This is a genomic window from Thalassospira sp. GB04J01 (genome assembly GCF_000751115.1).
Lineage (GTDB): Bacteria > Pseudomonadota > Alphaproteobacteria > Rhodospirillales > Thalassospiraceae > Thalassospira > Thalassospira lucentensis.
In genome coordinates this window covers 411,320-428,968 of the sequence record NZ_CCDX020000009.1, presented here as the reverse complement: position 1 = coordinate 428,968, position 17,649 = coordinate 411,320, and the positions used below count along the sequence as shown (strand labels likewise).

Annotated in this window: 15 protein-coding genes and 2 tRNA genes; 11 read left to right on the top strand and 6 right to left on the bottom strand. The window is 53.4% G+C overall.

From position 1 onward, the window contains the following. Positions 1-108: 108 nt before the first annotated feature. The gene (locus AMM48_RS09200) at positions 109-4,944 is read right to left on the bottom strand and encodes an NAD-glutamate dehydrogenase (RefSeq protein ID WP_102783772.1); all 4,836 of its coding nucleotides are present in this window, start codon (positions 4,942-4,944) and stop codon (positions 109-111) included. Between the two features lie 370 nt (positions 4,945-5,314). Between AMM48_RS09200 and fabI the strand changes: the two genes are divergently transcribed. Continuing rightward, positions 5,315-6,073 carry an enoyl-ACP reductase FabI gene (fabI, locus tag AMM48_RS09195; protein WP_102783771.1) on the top strand — a complete coding sequence of 253 codons (759 nt, stop codon included), beginning with the start codon at positions 5,315-5,317 and terminating at the stop codon, positions 6,071-6,073. A 49-nt stretch (positions 6,074-6,122) separates the two neighbouring features. On the opposite strand, the gene AMM48_RS09190 is transcribed toward fabI, so the two are convergent. From AMM48_RS09190 to AMM48_RS09180, 3 genes are all read right to left on the bottom strand, one after another. Next, positions 6,123-6,764: a DUF488 domain-containing protein gene (locus tag AMM48_RS09190; protein WP_102783770.1), complete on the bottom strand. Its 642-nt coding sequence runs from the start codon at positions 6,762-6,764 to the stop codon at positions 6,123-6,125. Between the two features lie 87 nt (positions 6,765-6,851). Next, positions 6,852-6,926: transfer RNA gene (locus AMM48_RS09185), tRNA-Gly, on the bottom strand. A 38-nt stretch (positions 6,927-6,964) separates the two neighbouring features. Next, positions 6,965-7,039, bottom strand: a tRNA-Gly gene (locus AMM48_RS09180). Positions 7,040-7,257: 218 nt separating this feature from the next. On the opposite strand from AMM48_RS09180, the gene AMM48_RS09175 reads away from it, so the two are divergent. The 5 genes from AMM48_RS09175 to AMM48_RS09155 all read left to right on the top strand — a co-directional run bounded on the left by AMM48_RS09175 (position 7,258) and on the right by AMM48_RS09155 (position 10,147). Next, on the top strand, positions 7,258-7,776 hold the full coding sequence (locus tag AMM48_RS09175) for a prolyl-tRNA synthetase associated domain-containing protein (RefSeq protein WP_102783769.1): 519 nt from the start codon (positions 7,258-7,260) through the stop codon (positions 7,774-7,776). Between the two features lie 124 nt (positions 7,777-7,900). Next, positions 7,901-8,821, top strand: a complete 921-nt coding sequence (gene trxA, locus AMM48_RS09170) for a thioredoxin (protein ID WP_102783768.1) — start codon at positions 7,901-7,903, stop codon at positions 8,819-8,821. Then, positions 8,818-9,507: an LON peptidase substrate-binding domain-containing protein gene (locus AMM48_RS09165; RefSeq protein WP_102783767.1), complete on the top strand. Its 690-nt coding sequence runs from the start codon at positions 8,818-8,820 to the stop codon at positions 9,505-9,507. The genes trxA and AMM48_RS09165 overlap by 4 nt, the downstream gene beginning before the upstream one ends. 47 nt (positions 9,508-9,554) lie before the next feature. Continuing rightward, positions 9,555-9,743: a Trm112 family protein gene (locus AMM48_RS09160; protein WP_022732708.1), complete on the top strand. Its 189-nt coding sequence runs from the start codon at positions 9,555-9,557 to the stop codon at positions 9,741-9,743. Between the two features lie 14 nt (positions 9,744-9,757). Continuing rightward, on the top strand, positions 9,758-10,147 hold the full coding sequence (locus AMM48_RS09155; protein WP_102783766.1) for a DUF971 domain-containing protein: 390 nt from the start codon (positions 9,758-9,760) through the stop codon (positions 10,145-10,147). Positions 10,148-10,295: 148 nt separating this feature from the next. On the opposite strand, the gene AMM48_RS09150 is transcribed toward AMM48_RS09155, so the two are convergent. Together AMM48_RS09150 and AMM48_RS09145 are read right to left on the bottom strand one after the other, a co-directional pair. Further along, positions 10,296-10,952 (bottom strand): OmpW family outer membrane protein, encoded by a 657-nt coding sequence (locus AMM48_RS09150; RefSeq protein WP_102783765.1) that lies wholly within the window; start codon positions 10,950-10,952, stop codon positions 10,296-10,298. Positions 10,953-11,176: 224 nt separating this feature from the next. Beyond that, positions 11,177-12,400 carry a UbiH/UbiF/VisC/COQ6 family ubiquinone biosynthesis hydroxylase gene (locus tag AMM48_RS09145; protein WP_102783764.1) on the bottom strand — a complete coding sequence of 408 codons (1,224 nt, stop codon included), beginning with the start codon at positions 12,398-12,400 and terminating at the stop codon, positions 11,177-11,179. On the opposite strand from AMM48_RS09145, the gene AMM48_RS09140 reads away from it, so the two are divergent. The 5 genes from AMM48_RS09140 (at position 12,399) to AMM48_RS09120 (ending at position 17,592) form a co-directional block, all read left to right on the top strand. After that, the gene (locus AMM48_RS09140; RefSeq protein WP_102783763.1) at positions 12,399-12,779 is read left to right on the top strand and encodes a hypothetical protein; all 381 of its coding nucleotides are present in this window, start codon (positions 12,399-12,401) and stop codon (positions 12,777-12,779) included. The genes AMM48_RS09145 and AMM48_RS09140 overlap by 2 nt on opposite strands. A 139-nt stretch (positions 12,780-12,918) precedes the next feature. Further along, positions 12,919-13,257 (top strand): P-II family nitrogen regulator, encoded by a 339-nt coding sequence (locus AMM48_RS09135; protein ID WP_007088725.1) that lies wholly within the window; start codon positions 12,919-12,921, stop codon positions 13,255-13,257. 23 nt (positions 13,258-13,280) lie between these two features. Beyond that, positions 13,281-14,609 carry an ammonium transporter gene (locus tag AMM48_RS09130; protein ID WP_022732712.1) on the top strand — a complete coding sequence of 443 codons (1,329 nt, stop codon included), beginning with the start codon at positions 13,281-13,283 and terminating at the stop codon, positions 14,607-14,609. Between the two features lie 339 nt (positions 14,610-14,948). After that, the gene (locus AMM48_RS09125) at positions 14,949-16,187 is read left to right on the top strand and encodes an ammonium transporter (RefSeq protein ID WP_102783762.1); all 1,239 of its coding nucleotides are present in this window, start codon (positions 14,949-14,951) and stop codon (positions 16,185-16,187) included. 214 nt (positions 16,188-16,401) lie between these two features. Beyond that, positions 16,402-17,592, top strand: a complete 1,191-nt coding sequence (locus tag AMM48_RS09120) for an aminotransferase class I/II-fold pyridoxal phosphate-dependent enzyme (RefSeq protein WP_102783761.1) — start codon at positions 16,402-16,404, stop codon at positions 17,590-17,592. Positions 17,593-17,649: the final 57 nt, after the last annotated feature.

Genomic DNA, 17,649 nt, shown 5'->3' with positions numbered 1-17,649 from the left:
GTTCTGCGACACCACATCGGCCAAACATGCCCGATGACCACACAAAAGAAAGGAGGGCCCGAAATGCGCCCTCCTGACATAGATACTGACATGAACCGTGCAGCGTGATCAGGCGCCGGTCAAAGCCCTGATCTGACGGTTGGCAACGGTGATCATGGAGAGATCAATCTGACCTGCGGCCCGCAGCTCATTGATCAGTTCATCACAGCGCGCACAACCCCGTTGATGGGCATCCACCCACTTATCAACCAGCTCGGCACCCGATGCGCCCTTTTTGCCCGCACCAAGAACCGCACGGGTCAATTCACGCTGATGACCATAAAGATCGTCAACCACCGCTGCACGGGCGAGTTTCTGCCAATGGGTTTCGGCTTCGATTGAATCGGCGGCTGCCCGCATCAGACCAAGCTGGAACCGTGCCCCCACTGCAAAGTAGGTGGCCCCGACTTCGATCACATCCCGGCCCGTGGCCTCGGCAATGCGGACGACATCACAAATCGCCACCATCTGCGCCATGGATGCCACGCGGCGTGCCAAATCTTCGGGCACACCTTGCGCGACCAGGGATTGTGCCTTTTGATCCAGCGACGTTCTGAAACCGGCATCAACCGGCACAATATCGTCAAAGGCTTCAATCACCTTTGACACTGCCGGGCGGAACATCTCGATCTTGGCCCCAACATTAAGTTCCTCGCAGTTGCGCAGGAACCATTGGGTGACATGATTGACCATCCGGTTGATGTCGCGGAACATACCGATCTGAAGTTTGGCCAGAACCACGTTATCAAGGGCCTCAATCCCGGCCCAGATATCACGCAGACCAAACACCGCACGGGTAATCAAATATCCGCGCGACACATCCACAGCCGAAAGACCCGTGGCTTCCATCATGTCGTGAACAAATGTGCCCCCGACCCGGTTGACCAGACTGTTGGTCGCAACGGTGGCAATGATTTCACGTTTCAGACGGTGTTCTGAAATCGCATCGGCGTATTTTTTACGCACCGGTGTCGGGAAATAGCGCACCAGTTCTTCGACCAAAATCGGATCGTCTGGCAAATCAGATTCCAGCACCTCGTCATACAGCCAAAGTTTGGCATAGGGCATCAGAACCGAAACTTCGGGCCGTGTCAGGCCTTCGTGGTTGCTGGCACGTTTTGCAAGTTCTTCGTCATCTGGAAGATATTCGATCTCGCGGTTAAGCCGCCCTTCGCGTTCCAGCATCCGGATCAGGCGCACCTGAGCATCAAGCACATCCGCACTTGCCGCATAGGTGTTCGAGATCGCCTGACTTTGCAGATAATTGTCACGCAGAACAAGATCACCGACCTCATCGGTCATTTCGACCAGAAGCTTGTTGCGCTGCTTTTCGGTCATGTCCCCGGCGGCGACAACTTCGCCAACAAGGATCTTGATGTTGACCTCATGGTCCGAGCAATTCACACCCGCAGCATTATCGATGGCGTCAGTATTCAAACGACCACCGGCATGTGCATACTCGATACGGCCCCGCTGTGTGGCGCCAAGGTTGGCCCCCTCGCCAATGACCTTTGCGCGAATTTCACGGCCATTGATGCGAATGGCATCATTGGCACGGTCGCCTGCGTCGGCATTGGTTTCCGCATGCGATTTGATATAGGTCCCGATCCCGCCAAACCACAGAAGTTCGACGTCAGATTTCAGGATGGCCTTCATCATATCGGCGGGTGTCACCTTGCCCGTCTCAAGACCCAGCAACTTGCGGACTTCTGGCGATGGATCAAGGGTTTTGGCTTTGCGATCAAAAATATCCCCGCCTTTGGACAGGGTCTTTTTGTCGTAATCGCCCCACCCAGAACGCGGCAGATCAAACAGGCGCTGGCGTTCAGCAAAGCTTTTTGCCATATCCGGCTCCGGATCGACAAAAATATGCATGTGGTTAAAGGCGGCGGTCAGTTTGATTTGCTCAGACAGCAACATGCCGTTGCCAAACACATCGCCTGACATATCGCCAACACCGGCCACGGTGAACGGGGTTTTCTGGATGTCCTTGCCCATTTCGCGGAAGTGACGTTTGACAGATTCCCATGCCCCACGCGCCGTGATGCCCATTTTCTTATGGTCATAGCCCTGCGAGCCGCCCGATGCGAAGGCATCGTCAAGCCAGAAGCCATAATCACGCGCCACACCATTCGCGATATCTGAGAACGTCGCAGTCCCCTTATCGGCGGCAACCACCAGATAGGGATCATCGTCATCAAGACGGCGTACCCGTTCGGGGGCAACAATATCACCGGCAACAATATTGTCGGTGATATCGAGCATCCCGCTCATCAGTGTTTTGTAACAAGCAATGCCTTCTTCAAGGAAGGCTTCGCGCGTACCATCGACCGGCGGGCGTTTGACAACAAAACCGCCCTTTGACCCGACGGGTACAATCACCGCATTCTTGACCATCTGGGCTTTGACCAGACCGAGAATTTCGGTGCGGAAATCCTCCTGACGGTCGGACCAGCGGATCCCACCACGGGCAACCGGCCCCCCGCGCAGGTGAACAGCTTCGACCCGCGGAGAATAAACAAATATTTCGCGCCACGGACGCGGAAGCGGCAAATCTTCGACCATGCCCGAATTGAATTTGACCGACAGATACGGCTTGGGATTCCCATCCGCACCATACTGGAAGAAGTTGGTGCGCAAAGTTGCCTGAACCAGATTAAGGAAGGCGCGCAAAATGCGGTCTTCGTCCGGGTTCATCACATCTTCAAGCTTGGTGATGATATCGCCTTCGATGGCTTCGGCCTCGGCCACCAGTCCCGGATCACGATCCGGGTCAAAGCGGGCAACAAACAGGCTGACGAGGGCGGATGCCAGTGTCGGATTATTGGCAAGAGTCTTGGCCATATAGTCCTGCGAGAAGGCCGATCCCATCTGACGCATGTAGCGCGAATAGGTGCGCAGGATCACGACTTCGCGCCAATGCAAACCGCCCAGCAGGACAAGACGGTTAAAGGCGTCATTTTCCACTTCACCGTGCCACATGCGGACAAACAGTTCCTGGAACTTGTCACGCACGTCATGCAGGTGGAATTCACCATCCACAACCACGCCGAAATCATGGATACGCACATTGATATCAACGTCGCGCGGCTCCACCGTGAACGGATTCTCGGTGATGACCTTAAGCCCCATGTTTTCAAGCATCGGCAACACATCGGACAGCGGCACAGGCATGCCCGGATTATAGATTTTAAACCGAAGCTCGTTCTCGGCGGCCTCAATCGGGCGATACAGGTTCACCCGGATATCAAAGGCCTTCATCACGTCTTCGATGCGCTCAACATCAAGTGCGGCACTTTCAACGGTGAAACGATCGCGATAGTCGCTTGAGAAGCTTTCGCCGTATTTGCGATACAGTGCCAAGCCACGTTCTTCGCCCATTTCACGCACAAGAACCTGACGCAACGTATCGGCCCAGTCGCGTGCAGTTTCAACAAGCTGACGTTCGATGTCGGTCACATCGTATTCCGGCAATTCACCCGGCGTGGTTTTCACCAGCAAATGCAACCGCGCAAGCGGGCTGTCGCCAATCAGGGTGTAGTGGGCTGAAACCTTGCCCTCAAAGGCGTCTTCGATGACCTTCTGGAATTTGATCCGCAATTTGGTCGAGAAACGATCACGCGGGCAGAACAGCTGACAGGAGACGAACCGTTCAAACGCATCACGCCGGACAAAAAGCGCAATCCGTTGGCGTTCCTGCAGGTGCAATATCCCCATGCAGGTATGGTACAGATCATCAAGTTCGACCTGAAACAGCTCATCACGCGGGAAGGTTTCAAGAATATTGACCAGTGCCTTGGCGTCATGACCGGCGGGCGGGAAGCCGGCGCGGGCAATCGTTTCATCCAGTTTTTTGCGCAAAAGCGGGATCAAACGCGGGCTGAGGTTATAGGCAACTGAGGTAAACAGACCGACGAACAGATGCTGGCCAATCACCTTGCCTTTGGCGTCGAACTGTTTGACGACAATGGTATCAAGATGAACAGACCGATGAACTGTCGATTGTTTGTTGGCTTTGGTCACCATCAAGAGACTGGGTTTGGTAACAAAATCCTTTACCTCGTCCGACAGGTTGCCGATCTGGCGCAACTCGTCAAAAACATGCGTGCCTTCGCGCGCCAGAATACCAAGCTGGTTCTGAACACTTACGTTACCAGCGGACTTTTTGGCACCACCGCCAAATTTATATTCGCGGTAGCCCAGGAAGGTGAAATGGTCGTTATGCAGCCAGCCCAGGAATTCCTCGGCTTCCTTGCGATCATCGGCGGGGATGGTTTTCGGGGCTGTTTTAATTTCATCCAGAACGTCGGTGACTTTGCTGAGCATCTGTTTCCAGTCACGCACAGCAAGACCGACATCGGTCAAAACATCATCAAGACGGGCGCGTACTTTATTAAGCACGGCTTCGTCGGTCTGTTCGTCGATTTCAAGATGCATGACCGATTCACGGGGCGCATCGGAGTCTTCGACCGAGGCAACGACGTCAAGTTCGCCCTTGCCGTCGCGCTTGATCCGCATGATCGGGTGAATGACCAGATGAACGGTCAGATCAAGGTCATGCAGGGCGGATGTAACCGAGTCGACCAGAAACGGCATGTCCGTATTGATCATCTCGATCACGGTGTGATCTGATTTCCAGCCGTGCTCTTCAAGATCAGGGTTATAGACCCGGATCTTGGCCGCATCAGCCGAAGGACGCTTTTGTGCGAATTTGTAAAGCGTCAACGCCGCGCCATAAAGCGAGTCGATAGATCGACCCGCCACGTCGTCGGGCGGAACATCCTTGTAAAAAAGGCGAACGAACGCTTCCGCATCCTTCGCCATTTTGCCTTTTAAACGCTGTTGGATTTGTTCGACAACTTTGTCGATGACTTCCCGTTTCGGGTCGTCTTTACGGGCTTTCATGTCCAATTTCCCTTTTTCCCGGTCCTGTTTGCCAGAACCGAAACACTGACCTTTTGCGGTCAGCATCACACACCACGGATGTCACATTTAATTGGGAAGGAAATCTGGGGTTTTCCAAGGTTGGAGCATATGGAATTCCGAAGATTTCCTCCAAGGCTACACATAGCGGATGATCTGCCTAAAAACTATGCTTCTGCACAAAAAAAATTCATTTAACCAACAAGCTAGCCTTTCACCGACACATTAATTGTCTGGCTGCGATGTCACAGAATTTTGTTCTTTTTGCATCGCAAGACCGAGTTAAACTTGGAATACTGCCCCAAGCGATTATCACCTTCGCACCCGCACAATGAAAATTCGGAGTCTCATGATGCTTGCAGGCAAAAAAGGCCTGATTGTCGGTATTGCCAATAAAATGTCCATCGCTTGGGGATGCGCCCGCATTTTCAACCGCGAAGGCGCTGAATTGGCGATCACCTATCAGAACGCAAAAGCCGAAAAATATGTCCGCCCACTGGCCGAAGAACTTCACGCCCCGATCATCTGCCCACTTGATGTCTGTGACGAGCAGCAAATGGACATATTGTTCGCACAGATCGAGAAACAATGGGGAAAGCTTGATTTCGTGCTGCATTCAATCGCCTTTGCCCCGGCAGATGACCTGCATGGGCGGGTGACGGACTGTTCGCGCGACGGCTTTTTGATGGCGATGGATATTTCGTGCCATTCGTTTCAACGCCTTGCCAAACGGGCCGAACCGTTAATGACCGATGGCGGCGCACTTTTGACGGTGACCTATATGGGCTCAGAGCGGGTGATTGATCATTACGGCGTTATGGGCCCGGTCAAGGCCGCCCTTGAAAGCACAACCCGTTATATGGCAGCAGAGCTTGGCCCGAAAAACATCCGCTGCCATGCGATTTCACCGGGGCCACTTTTAACCCGTGCGGCATCAGGCATTGCCGAGTTTGAGACATTGATGGATCAGGCAACCCGTCGCGCGCCGGGCCGCAGATTGGTCACGATTGATGAAATCGGCGAGCTGGCAGCTTTTCTTGCCAGTGACCGCGCCCGGTCTTTGACCGGGGATGTCGTTCATATTGATGGTGGTTACAATATCATGGGATAACGACGCCTTATTGCGTCATATCGCTAGCGACGCTTTATCGCGTCTCATATTACCGACGCTTTATAGCGTCTTGGGCCCGTGGCGCGACACGTTTGATCTGGCGCTGTAACGCAAGTTTGGTTTCGGCCTCGGGATCAGGGGCCGTTGTGGCAAACAGATCGGGCACGTCACCGCCATTCAGCGCGACCATGCGCTGTTCGGTTTCGGACTGATGTTCAACGCCCCCTTCGACCAAATGGCAAAGATCAAACCCGGCGGCTTTTAACGGCGGCGCAATCAGCAACGTCCGATGACAATCAAGCGGATCCTTTTCCGCACACATCAGACAGATGCGATATTTTTGCGCACCGCGGATCAAACGGGCAATGCCATCCTGAAATTCCGGAAGCTGTGCCATCAGATCATAGTCCAGCTGCCCGTCAGGATAGAACTCAGGCGCTTGCGGCTTGCCACCCATTACATCCCCCATAAAAACATAGGCAACGCCCTGTGCCCGCAAAAAGGGGCCAAAACTGTCGGCATCAAACGCCGTCCAGTAGCTGGATCGTTTAAACGTCCGAACATCGGCCACGGCGGTAATGCCGTGCGCCTTAAACAGCGCAAGCAAACTGTCGCGGTCATGACCGGCATAGCCGACCGTGAAGATGGTTTTCGGATCGGGTCCGGGTATGTTTGGCGGAGCATCCTGCATAGGGTGCAGCACACGACAAAACGGCCCATAGCGCAAGACGGAAAAGCAAAAGGCCGCCCCATCGGGCGGCCTTTGAAACTTTCATCATGGAGCGGGCGAAGAGATTCGAACTCTCGACCCTAACCTTGGCAAGGTTATGCTCTACCCCTGAGCTACGCCCGCATCATCATGAAAGCTGATGCCTTTGGAAAGTGACCTGATGGAGCGGGCGAAGAGATTCGAACTCTCGACCCTAACCTTGGCAAGGTTATGCTCTACCCCTGAGCTACGCCCGCATTCATCAGTATTTCCTGCCCCTGTGGAGCGGCGCGGATAATAGCCCAACAAAGAGCGATTGCAACCCTTTTTTCCACGAAAGTGTCACATCACAAATTTTGGCGGTTTTCCTTGACTTTACTGGGCCCAATCGCCGAAATCCGACCATCGTTGCGCAAATTTGCGTCCGGTTTTCAACTTGGGTATCTTCTGGCATCACATCCACAAGGAAAACAGCATGAGCGATCCATCAACCCTGCTTTTCGAATATCTGGAAAAACTGGAAATCGAAACCACGACTCATAGCCATGAGCCGCTGTTTACGGTTGAGGATTCGCAGAATTTGCGCGGCGACCTGCCCGGTCTGCATTCCAAGAACCTGTTTGTCAAAGACAAAAAAGACGCCCTTTGGCTGGTGGTGGCCGAGGAAAACACGCAAATCCGTATGAACCATCTGCACAAACGGCTTGGATCGGCACGCCTTTCGTTTGGTAAACCAGAACTTCTGATCGAAACGCTTGGCGTGACACCGGGGTCGGTGACGCCCTTTGCCCTGATCAATGATCAAGATCGCGTGGTTAATCTGGCACTTGATGCCAAACTGGCCAATGGCGACAAATTGAACTTTCACCCCTTGCGGAATGATCGAACCACGACAATTCAGTCTATGGACCTGTTGCGGTTCGTCTCGTCACTGGGCTATGACGCAAAGATCATCGATTTTGAAAACGAATTAGATGACCAATCGTCTAGCTAAACGTCTGAGAAACCTTTTAGTCCTTTATATTGACGTATAATACACACCTAATATTGCCATTTCACCTCTTGTCGGACGGCAATGGCAACATCATCTTAAATCCTGAATTAGTGAGTTAAAGATAATGTCCATCATTCTTGACGCAAACGCGCCGGAACCTGCCACCAACACGACGCCCGACCTGATCAAGGACGGATCTGTCGAAACTTTTGTGCAAGACGTCATCGAACCGTCTATGGAAGTGCCTGTTGTCGTGGATTTCTGGGCACCTTGGTGCGGTCCGTGCAAAAGCCTGACGCCGACGATCGAAAAAGTCACCCGCGAAGCCGGTGGACGGGTGAAGCTTGTCAAAATCAATATTGACGAGAATCAGGAACTGGCAGCGCAGTTGCGCATCCAGTCCGTCCCGACCGTCTATGCCTTTAAGGATGGCCGTCCGGTTGATGCATTTCAGGGCGCACAGCCCGAAAGCGAAGTGCGCGCATTCTATGAAAAACTTGCTGGCGGCCCGATTGAAAGCCCGATTGAAGCCATTCTTGAACAGGCGGCCACAGCCCTTGCCGAAGACGACCACGCTACAGCACATAGCCTGTATGTCAGCGTGCTTGAACGTGAACAGCAAAACGAAGTTGCCATTGGCGGCATGATCCGCTGCATGGTTGGCATGGGCGAAATTGAAGAAACCCGCCACTTCGTTGACAATATGTCTGATCTTGATCGCCTCAAACCCGCGATTGCGGCTGCCATCAGCGCGCTTGAACTGGCCGAAACCGGATATAGCCCGGAAGACCTTGAAGCCGCGCGCGCCAAAGTTGCGGCCAATCCTGCTGATTTGCAGGCACAGTACGATCTGGGCATGGCCTGCTTTGCAACCAACAAACGCGAAGATGCCGTCCAAGCCATGATCACCATCATTCGCACCGACCGTGAATGGAACGAGGATGCCGGGCGCACCCAGCTCCTTAAATTCTTTGAAGCATGGGGCCCATCAGACCCCGCCAGCGTCGCCGGACGCCGAGCATTATCAACGGTGTTATTTTCATGAGCATATGCGGTCCCTTCGATCCGATGTATTCGGACTTGCCAAACACCATGCCGATTTTCCCGCTGGGTGGCGCTTTGCTGCTGCCGCGCGGGCATCTGCCGCTTAATGTTTTTGAGCCGCGGTATCTTAACATGGTGACGGATGCATTGGGTCAGGACCGCATGATTGGCATGATCCAGCCAAGGCCGGACCAGCGTGCCAGCCTTTTGGTTGATCAGGATAATCCGCCGATTTTCAACACCGGCTGTGCGGGACGTATTACCGCCTTTAGCGAAACCGATGATGGACGTTTTTTAATCACATTGACCGGTGTATGCCGGTTCAATGTGGTGGAAGAACTGCCCGAGAATGAGGGCGGTTACCGCACTGTACGCGGTGATTTCAGCGCATGGAAAGATGATCTGGACATTCCCAGTGTCGACGCACCGATCAACCGTGATCGCCTGCGCACTGCACTGGAAGTCTATTTTGCGCAGCATTCCTTACGGTCATGCTGGGATACACTGGCCGACAGCGATGATGAAATGTTGATCACCACCATTTCGATGGGCTGCCAGCTTAGCCCGCTTGAAAAACAGGCTTTGCTCGAATGCACAACCCTGTATGATCGCGGCGATATGCTGACAACCTTGCTTGAGATGGCGGCACATGCCAATCCAAAGCACGCGCACAGCAATTCAAACTAAGCCAAACAAACCTGTCACACGACGCCCACCAAACCGAAGGCCACATTATGACCGCGACCCACAGCCCGGTAGACCCGAAACTTCTTGAAATCCTTGTCTGCCCGGTCACCAAGCAGGCACTTGAGTATGATCGCGACAATAACGAACTGATCAGCACCAAAGCCGGTCTGGCCTATCCGATCCGCGACGGCATCCCGATCATGCTGCCTGACGAAGCCCGCGCAATCGACGATTAAGGCAGCTTAACTTCATGGCCAAAGACGGTTTCACACCTGATTTCACACCAGTTGAAATCAATTATCTGCGTGACGAACACATTCTGGAAATCGTCTGGGATGATGGCGTTTCATCACGCTTTAGTGCGGAACTTCTTCGGATTGAAAGCCCATCGGCCGAGGTGCAAGGCCACCATCCGTCGGAAAAGAAAATTATACCCGGGCGGCGCCATGTCGGGGTTATCGATATTGTTCCGGTTGGCAATTATGCCATCCGCATCAGTTTCGACGACCTGCATGACAGCGGACTTTTCAGCTGGCACTACCTGCGCGAATTACACGACACACAAGATACCCTGTGGGCAGATTACCTTCGTGCACTTGAGGCCCGAGGCCTGTCACGCGATCCGCGCAAACCGTCCTGACCACTAAACCCTCCTGAAAATTCGACCTGGTGCATTTAAGATGTACAAACGGCCCCATCAAAAGACAGGGCCGTTTTTTGGTCGTTCGTTCCCCCTCCATAAGGCGGAACGACGTTGCCGCCTTATGGCGCGTACAATCAGCGAAGGCTTAGAAACGATAGCCGACACCTAGGCCAAAGACCCAAGGATCAAGGTGTGCTTTGGACGTATTCGCACCGTTGTTGATGCTAATATCGGTATCGAGGAAGATTTTCTTCACATCAAGGTTGACCGACCATGGCCCGGAAATCGCGTAGTCGAAACCGGCCTGAAAGGCATAGCCAAAGCCGTCATCATATTTGACAGAATTGAACTGTCCCGGCTTCGAGTCATAGAAGAAAGTATAGTTGATACCGGCCCCCAAATAAGGGCTCCAGCGACTTTCTGGCATAAAATGGTATTGCAAGGTCAAGGTAGGTGGCAGCAACCGAACAGATCCCGCATCAAGACTGGGATCCTTCCAGCTCAAGTCGTGCTTGGTTGTCGCTGCAATCAACTCAAGCGCCAAGTTGTCGGTCACAAAATATGAAAAGTCGACTTCCGGAACGGCATCATTGTTCAGTTCGCCATGGCCACTGCCGATATTATGGTCATAGGTATCTTCATCAGGCACCATCGCAATACCGCGTGCACGAATGACAACATCACCAGCCTGCTTGGTCTTGAATTCCGCAGTTTGCGCCTGTGCTGCACCACCGGCAACCATGGTTGCACCAAAAATTGCCACTACAGCAGCTGACAACATCAGTTTATGGGAAAATGTCATGTCCTGTCCCCTGTCATTAAATTTAACTCGAGGGGAACCTGCGCCTAAGCCATTGCTGACTTGTTGACACACATCAACAATGGCTCATTAAAAAAGACAACATTTTGAATGACTTTAAATGACCCTGAAATATTAAACTCTGACGCGCGATAGAAGAACCCTATCTCTACCGTTGCATCTCTTTTAATCACATTGGGTCAGAGGGCACGACGCAGATTTCCTGGTTAAAGGGGCTTTCCCTGCATCAGTTTGGGCAGAGTCCCGGCATATCCCATGGCATGTGACATGAATGTTTTCTTAAGCGGCGGGATTTTCTGAACCACGGCAAGGCCAATGTCACGCGCCCAGCGGATCGGGGCGATATCATTAGAAAACAGCCGATTGGTCACATCTGTTACCGCCAGCATCACCGTATTATCAAACCGGCGCCATTGGGCATATTCGGCCAAAACATCAATGCTGCCAATGTCGCGTCCCAGACGACGGGCATTGACCAGAATTTCGGCCAATACCGCAACGTCGCGAATGCCCATATTAAGGCCCTGCCCGGCAATCGGGTGCATGCCGTGCGCGGCATCCCCGATCAGGGCGATCCGGTCATCGGTGTAGTGATAGGCATGCTGAAGCCCCAGCGGATAGCAAAAGCGCGGCCCAATCACCTCAAGATCGCCAAGATAGCCATCAAAGCGACGGTGCAACTCGTCGGTGAAGGTTTCTTCATCGAGATTAACCAGATAATTGCCAAGGTCCGTGCTTTCGGTCCAGACAATCGAACACCGGTTTTCCGTCATCGGCAGAATGGCAAACGGACCCGCAGGCAGGAAATGCTCGACCGCAAGGCCGTTATGGGGCTGCTTGTGCTTGACCGTGCACACAACTGCACTTTGCTTATAGCTCCAGTCATATGTCTTGATCCCCGCCCAGTCGCGCAGCATCGAATTGCGGCCTTCTGCACCAATGGCAAGCGGCGCACGCACCGCACGCCCATCGGCAAGGGTGATGGTCATGCCGCCCTGATCGCGCGCGATGTCCGCAACCCGTGCCGGGGCCAACATCTCGATCAGGTCGTTTTCGGCAATGGCCCGGTACAAGGCACCGCGCGTCACAAGGTTTTCAACGATATAGCCCAGTGGCGCATCACCAAGATCAGCATGATCGTAATGCAGGAACAGCGGGCTTTGACCATCGGCAATCCGGATATCAAGGATCGGCTGGGCCGCGTCAGCCATGTTTTTCCAGGCACCAATAACCTCAAGTACGGATTTTGATGCGGCGGCAATTGCGCACGTCCGGCCATCATAATTGGCACTCAGGATGGTTTTGGGATCTGCAAAATCAATCACCACGGATTTCATCCCGCCGTGCGCCAGCGACAGCGCCATGGCCGCCCCGTTCAGGCCACCGCCCAAAATAATGACATCAGTCTTCATCACGTCCTGATCATGCATGGCGCAAAATCCCTATCCTGTGGGGTCAGACCGACAGGTGAACCTGTTCTGTCTGACCTTGTATCCGTTTGGCACATGTTTACCCGGCGTCGCCATAGCGGGCAAGAAAATGCAGGAAATTATACCCCTGCCAACAAAGCCGCAGTGTGACCAGCACCTTAAGAAAGTACGCGATCCGTTGGCGATTGGGCCACTCCCTGCGGGGTCATTTTCCAAAGTCGGCACTTTATCGACCGCCCTGCGACAGAGCCTTGACCTAAAACAGGTTTTTCTGACGCTTTGGTTGATTAAAAAATATGCACATTTTTTAAACAACCTTAGATTCTGTGCATATTTTAATCCTGCGCCTCGCCATGGCCTCCTGATCTTCAATGCCTAAATTAGACATTTTTCTTTTTTATAACAAATACTTACATTTATTATTTTGAGTCTGGCACGATTCTTGGTTTGAGGGTTGAGACTGCGAAATCGTGATTACCACGTTGGTACTCAACGGATATGCCGGGAGGTCGCACAATATGAAACTTGTTACTGCTGTCATCAAACCGTTCAAACTCGACGAAGTCCGCGAGGCGCTTAGCGCACTGGGCGTTCAGGGGTTAACGGTCACCGAAGTAAAAGGTTTTGGCCGTCAGAAAGGCCAGACCGAAATTTATCGTGGTGCTGAATACATGGTCAGCTTCCTGCCGAAAGTGAAGCTGGAAGTCGCCATCACGGATAATCTGGTCGATCAGGTTGTCGAGGCTATCACCAAAACAGCTCAAACCGGGAAAATCGGGGACGGAAAGATTTTCGTTCTTGATGTGAGCCAGGCGGTCCGTATCCGCACAGGCGAAACCGGCGACGACGCCCTGTAAGTCCAGAGACAAGGGGAGACACAATGAATATTCCTATGAAGAAAACCGGCCTTGCCGCTCTTGCAGGCACCGCCGTTCTCGCAATCGCTTCTCCGGCCTTTGCTCAGGACGCTGGCGTTTCGGCCGAGACTCAATACATTCTGAACAGCTTTAGCTTCCTGTTCAGTGGCGCACTGGTCATGTGGATGGCAGCTGGCTTTGCCATGCTGGAATCCGGCCTGGTTCGTACGAAAAACGTTTCTACCATTCTGCTCAAGAACATCTCGCTCTTCGCGGTTGCAGGCATCATGTACTACCTTATCGGGTATAACCTGATGTACATGGATGTGACCGGCTGGATCGGTTCTATCAGCCTCTGGAGTGCTGATGATGCAGCTGCTCTTGCAGGTGATTTCTCGGGCGGTTATTCCGCAACATCTGACTGGTTCTTCCAGATGGTGTTTGTTGCAACCGCAGCGTCGATCGTATCAGGTACTGTTGCTGAACGTATCAAACTGTGGCCGTTCATGATCTTCGTCGTTGTTTTGACCGGCGTTCTGTATCCGATCACCGGGTCCTGGACGTGGGGCGGCGGCTGGTTGGCCGAAATGGGCTTTGCTGACTTTGCTGGCTCAACCATTGTTCACTCGGTCGGCGGCTGGGCTGCTCTGACCGGTGCGATCATCCTTGGTGCACGTAAAGGCAAGTATGGCGCTGACGGTTCGGTTCATCCGATGCCGGGTTCAAACCTGCCGCTTGCAACGCTTGGTACTTTCGTTCTGTGGCTCGGCTGGTTCGGCTTCAACGGTGGTTCCCAGCTTGCAATGGGTACGGGTGCTGATGTCATCGCGATTGCCAACATCTATGGCAACACCTCGATGGCGGCTGCTGGTGGTGTTGTTGCCGCAGCGATCCTGACCCAGATCCTTTACAAAAAGGTCGACCTTACCATGGCACTTAACGGTGCACTGGCTGGTCTGGTCTCGATCACGGCCGGTCCGGATACCCCGACCATCGGTTCGGCGATCATTATCGGCGCAATCGGCGGTGTTCTGGTTGTTGTTGCAGTTCCGCTGCTCGACAAACTGAAAATCGACGATGTCGTTGGCGCGGTTTCGGTTCACCTTGTTGCTGGTATCTGGGGCACGCTTGCTGTTCCGTTCACCAATGACGGTGCATCGTTCGGTGTTCAGCTGACCGGTATCGTTGCAATGGGTGCCTTCACCATCGTTGCCTCGAGCATAGTGTGGTTGATCCTGAAGTTCACCGTTGGCATCCGTCTTTCCGAAGAAGACGAAGCAATGGGCAGCGATGCTGCTGAGCTTGGCCTCGAAGCTTATCCGGAATTCGGTAAAGGTTCGCAGCGCTTCTAAGCGATACGATTTCCTGACGGGTACCGTGTTCGCACAGTACCCTGCCTGTCAGACCACTGACCCGCCCGGCGTCTTTCGCCCGGCGGGTCTTTTGTTTGTGTGCTGCCTTTTTGGGCAGCATTTTGATCACTGCAAAGGCAGAACCGGTTTTGAGCCAACCTGCCTCATCCGCCATTCCCCTGATCGAAAAAGCATCCTCACGCCTAGAAGAATATCGCCTGCACTCGGTTCAAGTGCCTGTTGGCACAGAAATTGATCATGGCAGCCCGAACCAGAGTCCGACTGCCCCGGCAAGAACGGACCGAGAGGAAACGCTTTTTATAAACGGGGGGATGCCTTATGGAGGCTTTCCAGACTGCCTCGGACGTGTTTTTCGTCCTGATGGGCGCCATTATGGTGCTTGCGATGCATGCCGGTTTTGCCTTCCTTGAAGTTGGCACCGTGCGCAAAAAGAACCAGGTCAACGCCTTGGTTAAAATCATTGTCGATTTTGCGGTATCGACCATTGCCTATTTCTTTGTCGGGTATGGCGTTGCCTATGGGGTTAATTTCTTTGCCAGTGCCCCCGTTCTTTCCGGCTCCGCCATGGTCGATGGACAGCATCTGTTTGCCTCAAGCGGCTATGACCTTGTTAAGTTCTTCTTCCTGCTGACTTTTGCGGCCGCCATTCCGGCCATCATTTCGGGCGGCATTGCCGAACGCGCGCGGTTTTATCCCCAACTGTTCGCCACGGCCATTCTGGTCGGGGTTTTCTATCCATTGTTCGAAGGCATGGTCTGGAACAATAACTTCGGGTTTCAGGACCTGATCGAAGCCACCTATGGTGCGCCGTTTCATGATTTTGCCGGATCAATTGTTGTCCATGCGGTCGGCGGATGGATCGCCCTTGGTGCGGTCATCTGCCTTGGTGTGCGGCGCGGACGCTATAGCAAAACCGGCAGTCTGATTGGGATTCCGCCATCCAACATCCCGTTCCTTGCCCTTGGGTCGTGGGTTTTATGCGTTGGCTGGTTTGGCTTTAACGTCATGTCCGCCCAATCAATTAGCGGCATCACCGGGCTTGTTGCGATTAATTCACTGATGGCAATGGTCGGCGGCATTTTAACGGCCTTGCTGGCCGGGCGAAATGACCCGGGCTTTGTCCATAACGGCGCACTGGCCGGACTGGTGGCAGTTTGCGCCGGATCGGACGTCATGCATCCGATTGGCGCCCTTGTTACCGGCGGGCTGGCCGGGGCTTTGTTTGTCTGGGGCTTTAACCAGTGTCAGGCGAAATGGAAAATTGATGACGTGCTTGGCGTCTGGCCGCTCCATGGGATGTGCGGTCTTTTGGGCGGCATTGCCTGTGGCGTCTTTGGCCTCGAAGCCCTTGGCGGTATGGGTGGCGTATCATTTGGCGCCCAGTTGGTGGGATCGCTGGCTGGTGTTGTTTTTGCCGTCATTTCCGGGTTTGCTGTCTATGGCATATTGAAGAAAACCATTGGCATTCGCCTGTCTGAAGAAGACGAATTTGATGGCGCAGATGTATCGATCCACAAGATCGGTGCGTATCCAGAGGATGACTTGCGCGCCAGCTAGTCCCAAGCACCCCACAGCATAGCCATAAAATCAAAAGCCCGGAAAGCGCGCCTTTCCGGGCTTTTTACGTTCAGACATGCCACTTCTTAAATCTTTCTTTGCACTTTTGGCATAGGGGTAGAGTGAGGGGAAATTGCCCATATTAAACCAACATGCATCCGCATCATGGCTTTCGCCCTGATGCGCCACAGATCAAGCTGGAATGACGTCAACCATGTTTAACGAACGCCTCGATCAATTGCCTGCTTATCCGTTCCCAAGATTAGCGGCCTTGCTTAACGGTATTGAACCGGGACAATCGCCGTTGGTGATGTCGATTGGCGAACCGCAGCACACCCCACCTGCAATGATCACCGATGCGATGGTTAAACATGCAAACCTTTGGCACAAATACCCACCGGGGGCTGGCACGCCGGAACTGCGTGAGGCAATTAAAAACTGGCTTGATCGCCGGTATGATCTGCCCACCGACATGCTTGATCGTGATGACCATATCCTGCCCGTGGCGGGCACACGTGAGGCGCTTTATCTGATTGCGACCACTGTCATTCCGCAAGACACACCCGGCCCCAAGCCCAAGGTCCTTTTGCCCAACCCGTTTTATCAGGTCTATTGCGGGGCCGCTGTGCTTAATGATGCGGAAATGGTCCCGCTTGCCGCCGGTCCTGAAAATGGTTTTCTGCCTGATCTTGATCAGATCGACCCCGAGACGTTAGATGCGTGCCGCCTGTTTTTCCTCTGTTCACCGGCCAATCCGCAAGGATCGATTGCCTCGCGTGATTACCTTGAACGCATCATTGCACTAGCCCGCAAACATGATTTCGTGCTGGCGATGGATGAATGTTATGCCGACATTTATGATCGTGCCGCGCCGGTCGGTGCGCTTGAAATCTGTGCAGCACAGGGTGGGAACATGGATAATGTCCTTGTGTTTCACAGCCTGTCGAAACGATCCAGCGCACCGGGATTACGATCAGGTTTCGTCGCAGGCGATCCCAAAATCGTCAAACGGTTCACTGCACTGCGCAGTTATTGTTCAGCCACCATCCCGATGCCAGTGATGGCCGCATCGGTTGATCTTTGGAACGATGACGCACATGCGCAGGAAAACCGTGATCTGTATCGGGCCAAAATTGACATTGCCGAGGAAATCTTTGGCAACCGGTTCGGGTTTTATCGTCCACCGGGGGGCTTTTTCCTGTGGCTTGATGTTGGCGATGACGAAGCCGCGACCAAGAAAATCTGGCGCGAAGCCGGGGTCAAAGTCATTCCGGGCAGTTATCTTTCGATCACCGATGCCAGGGGAAACAATCCGGGCAAACAGTTTATCCGCATCGCGCTGGTGCATGATTTGGCAACCACGCGCGACGGTCTGACACGCATTGCGCAGGCACTGGAAAACTGACGTTACCCGTACCGACATAACGCCGACCAAATGATCGACAACACTATCGCGCAAGAT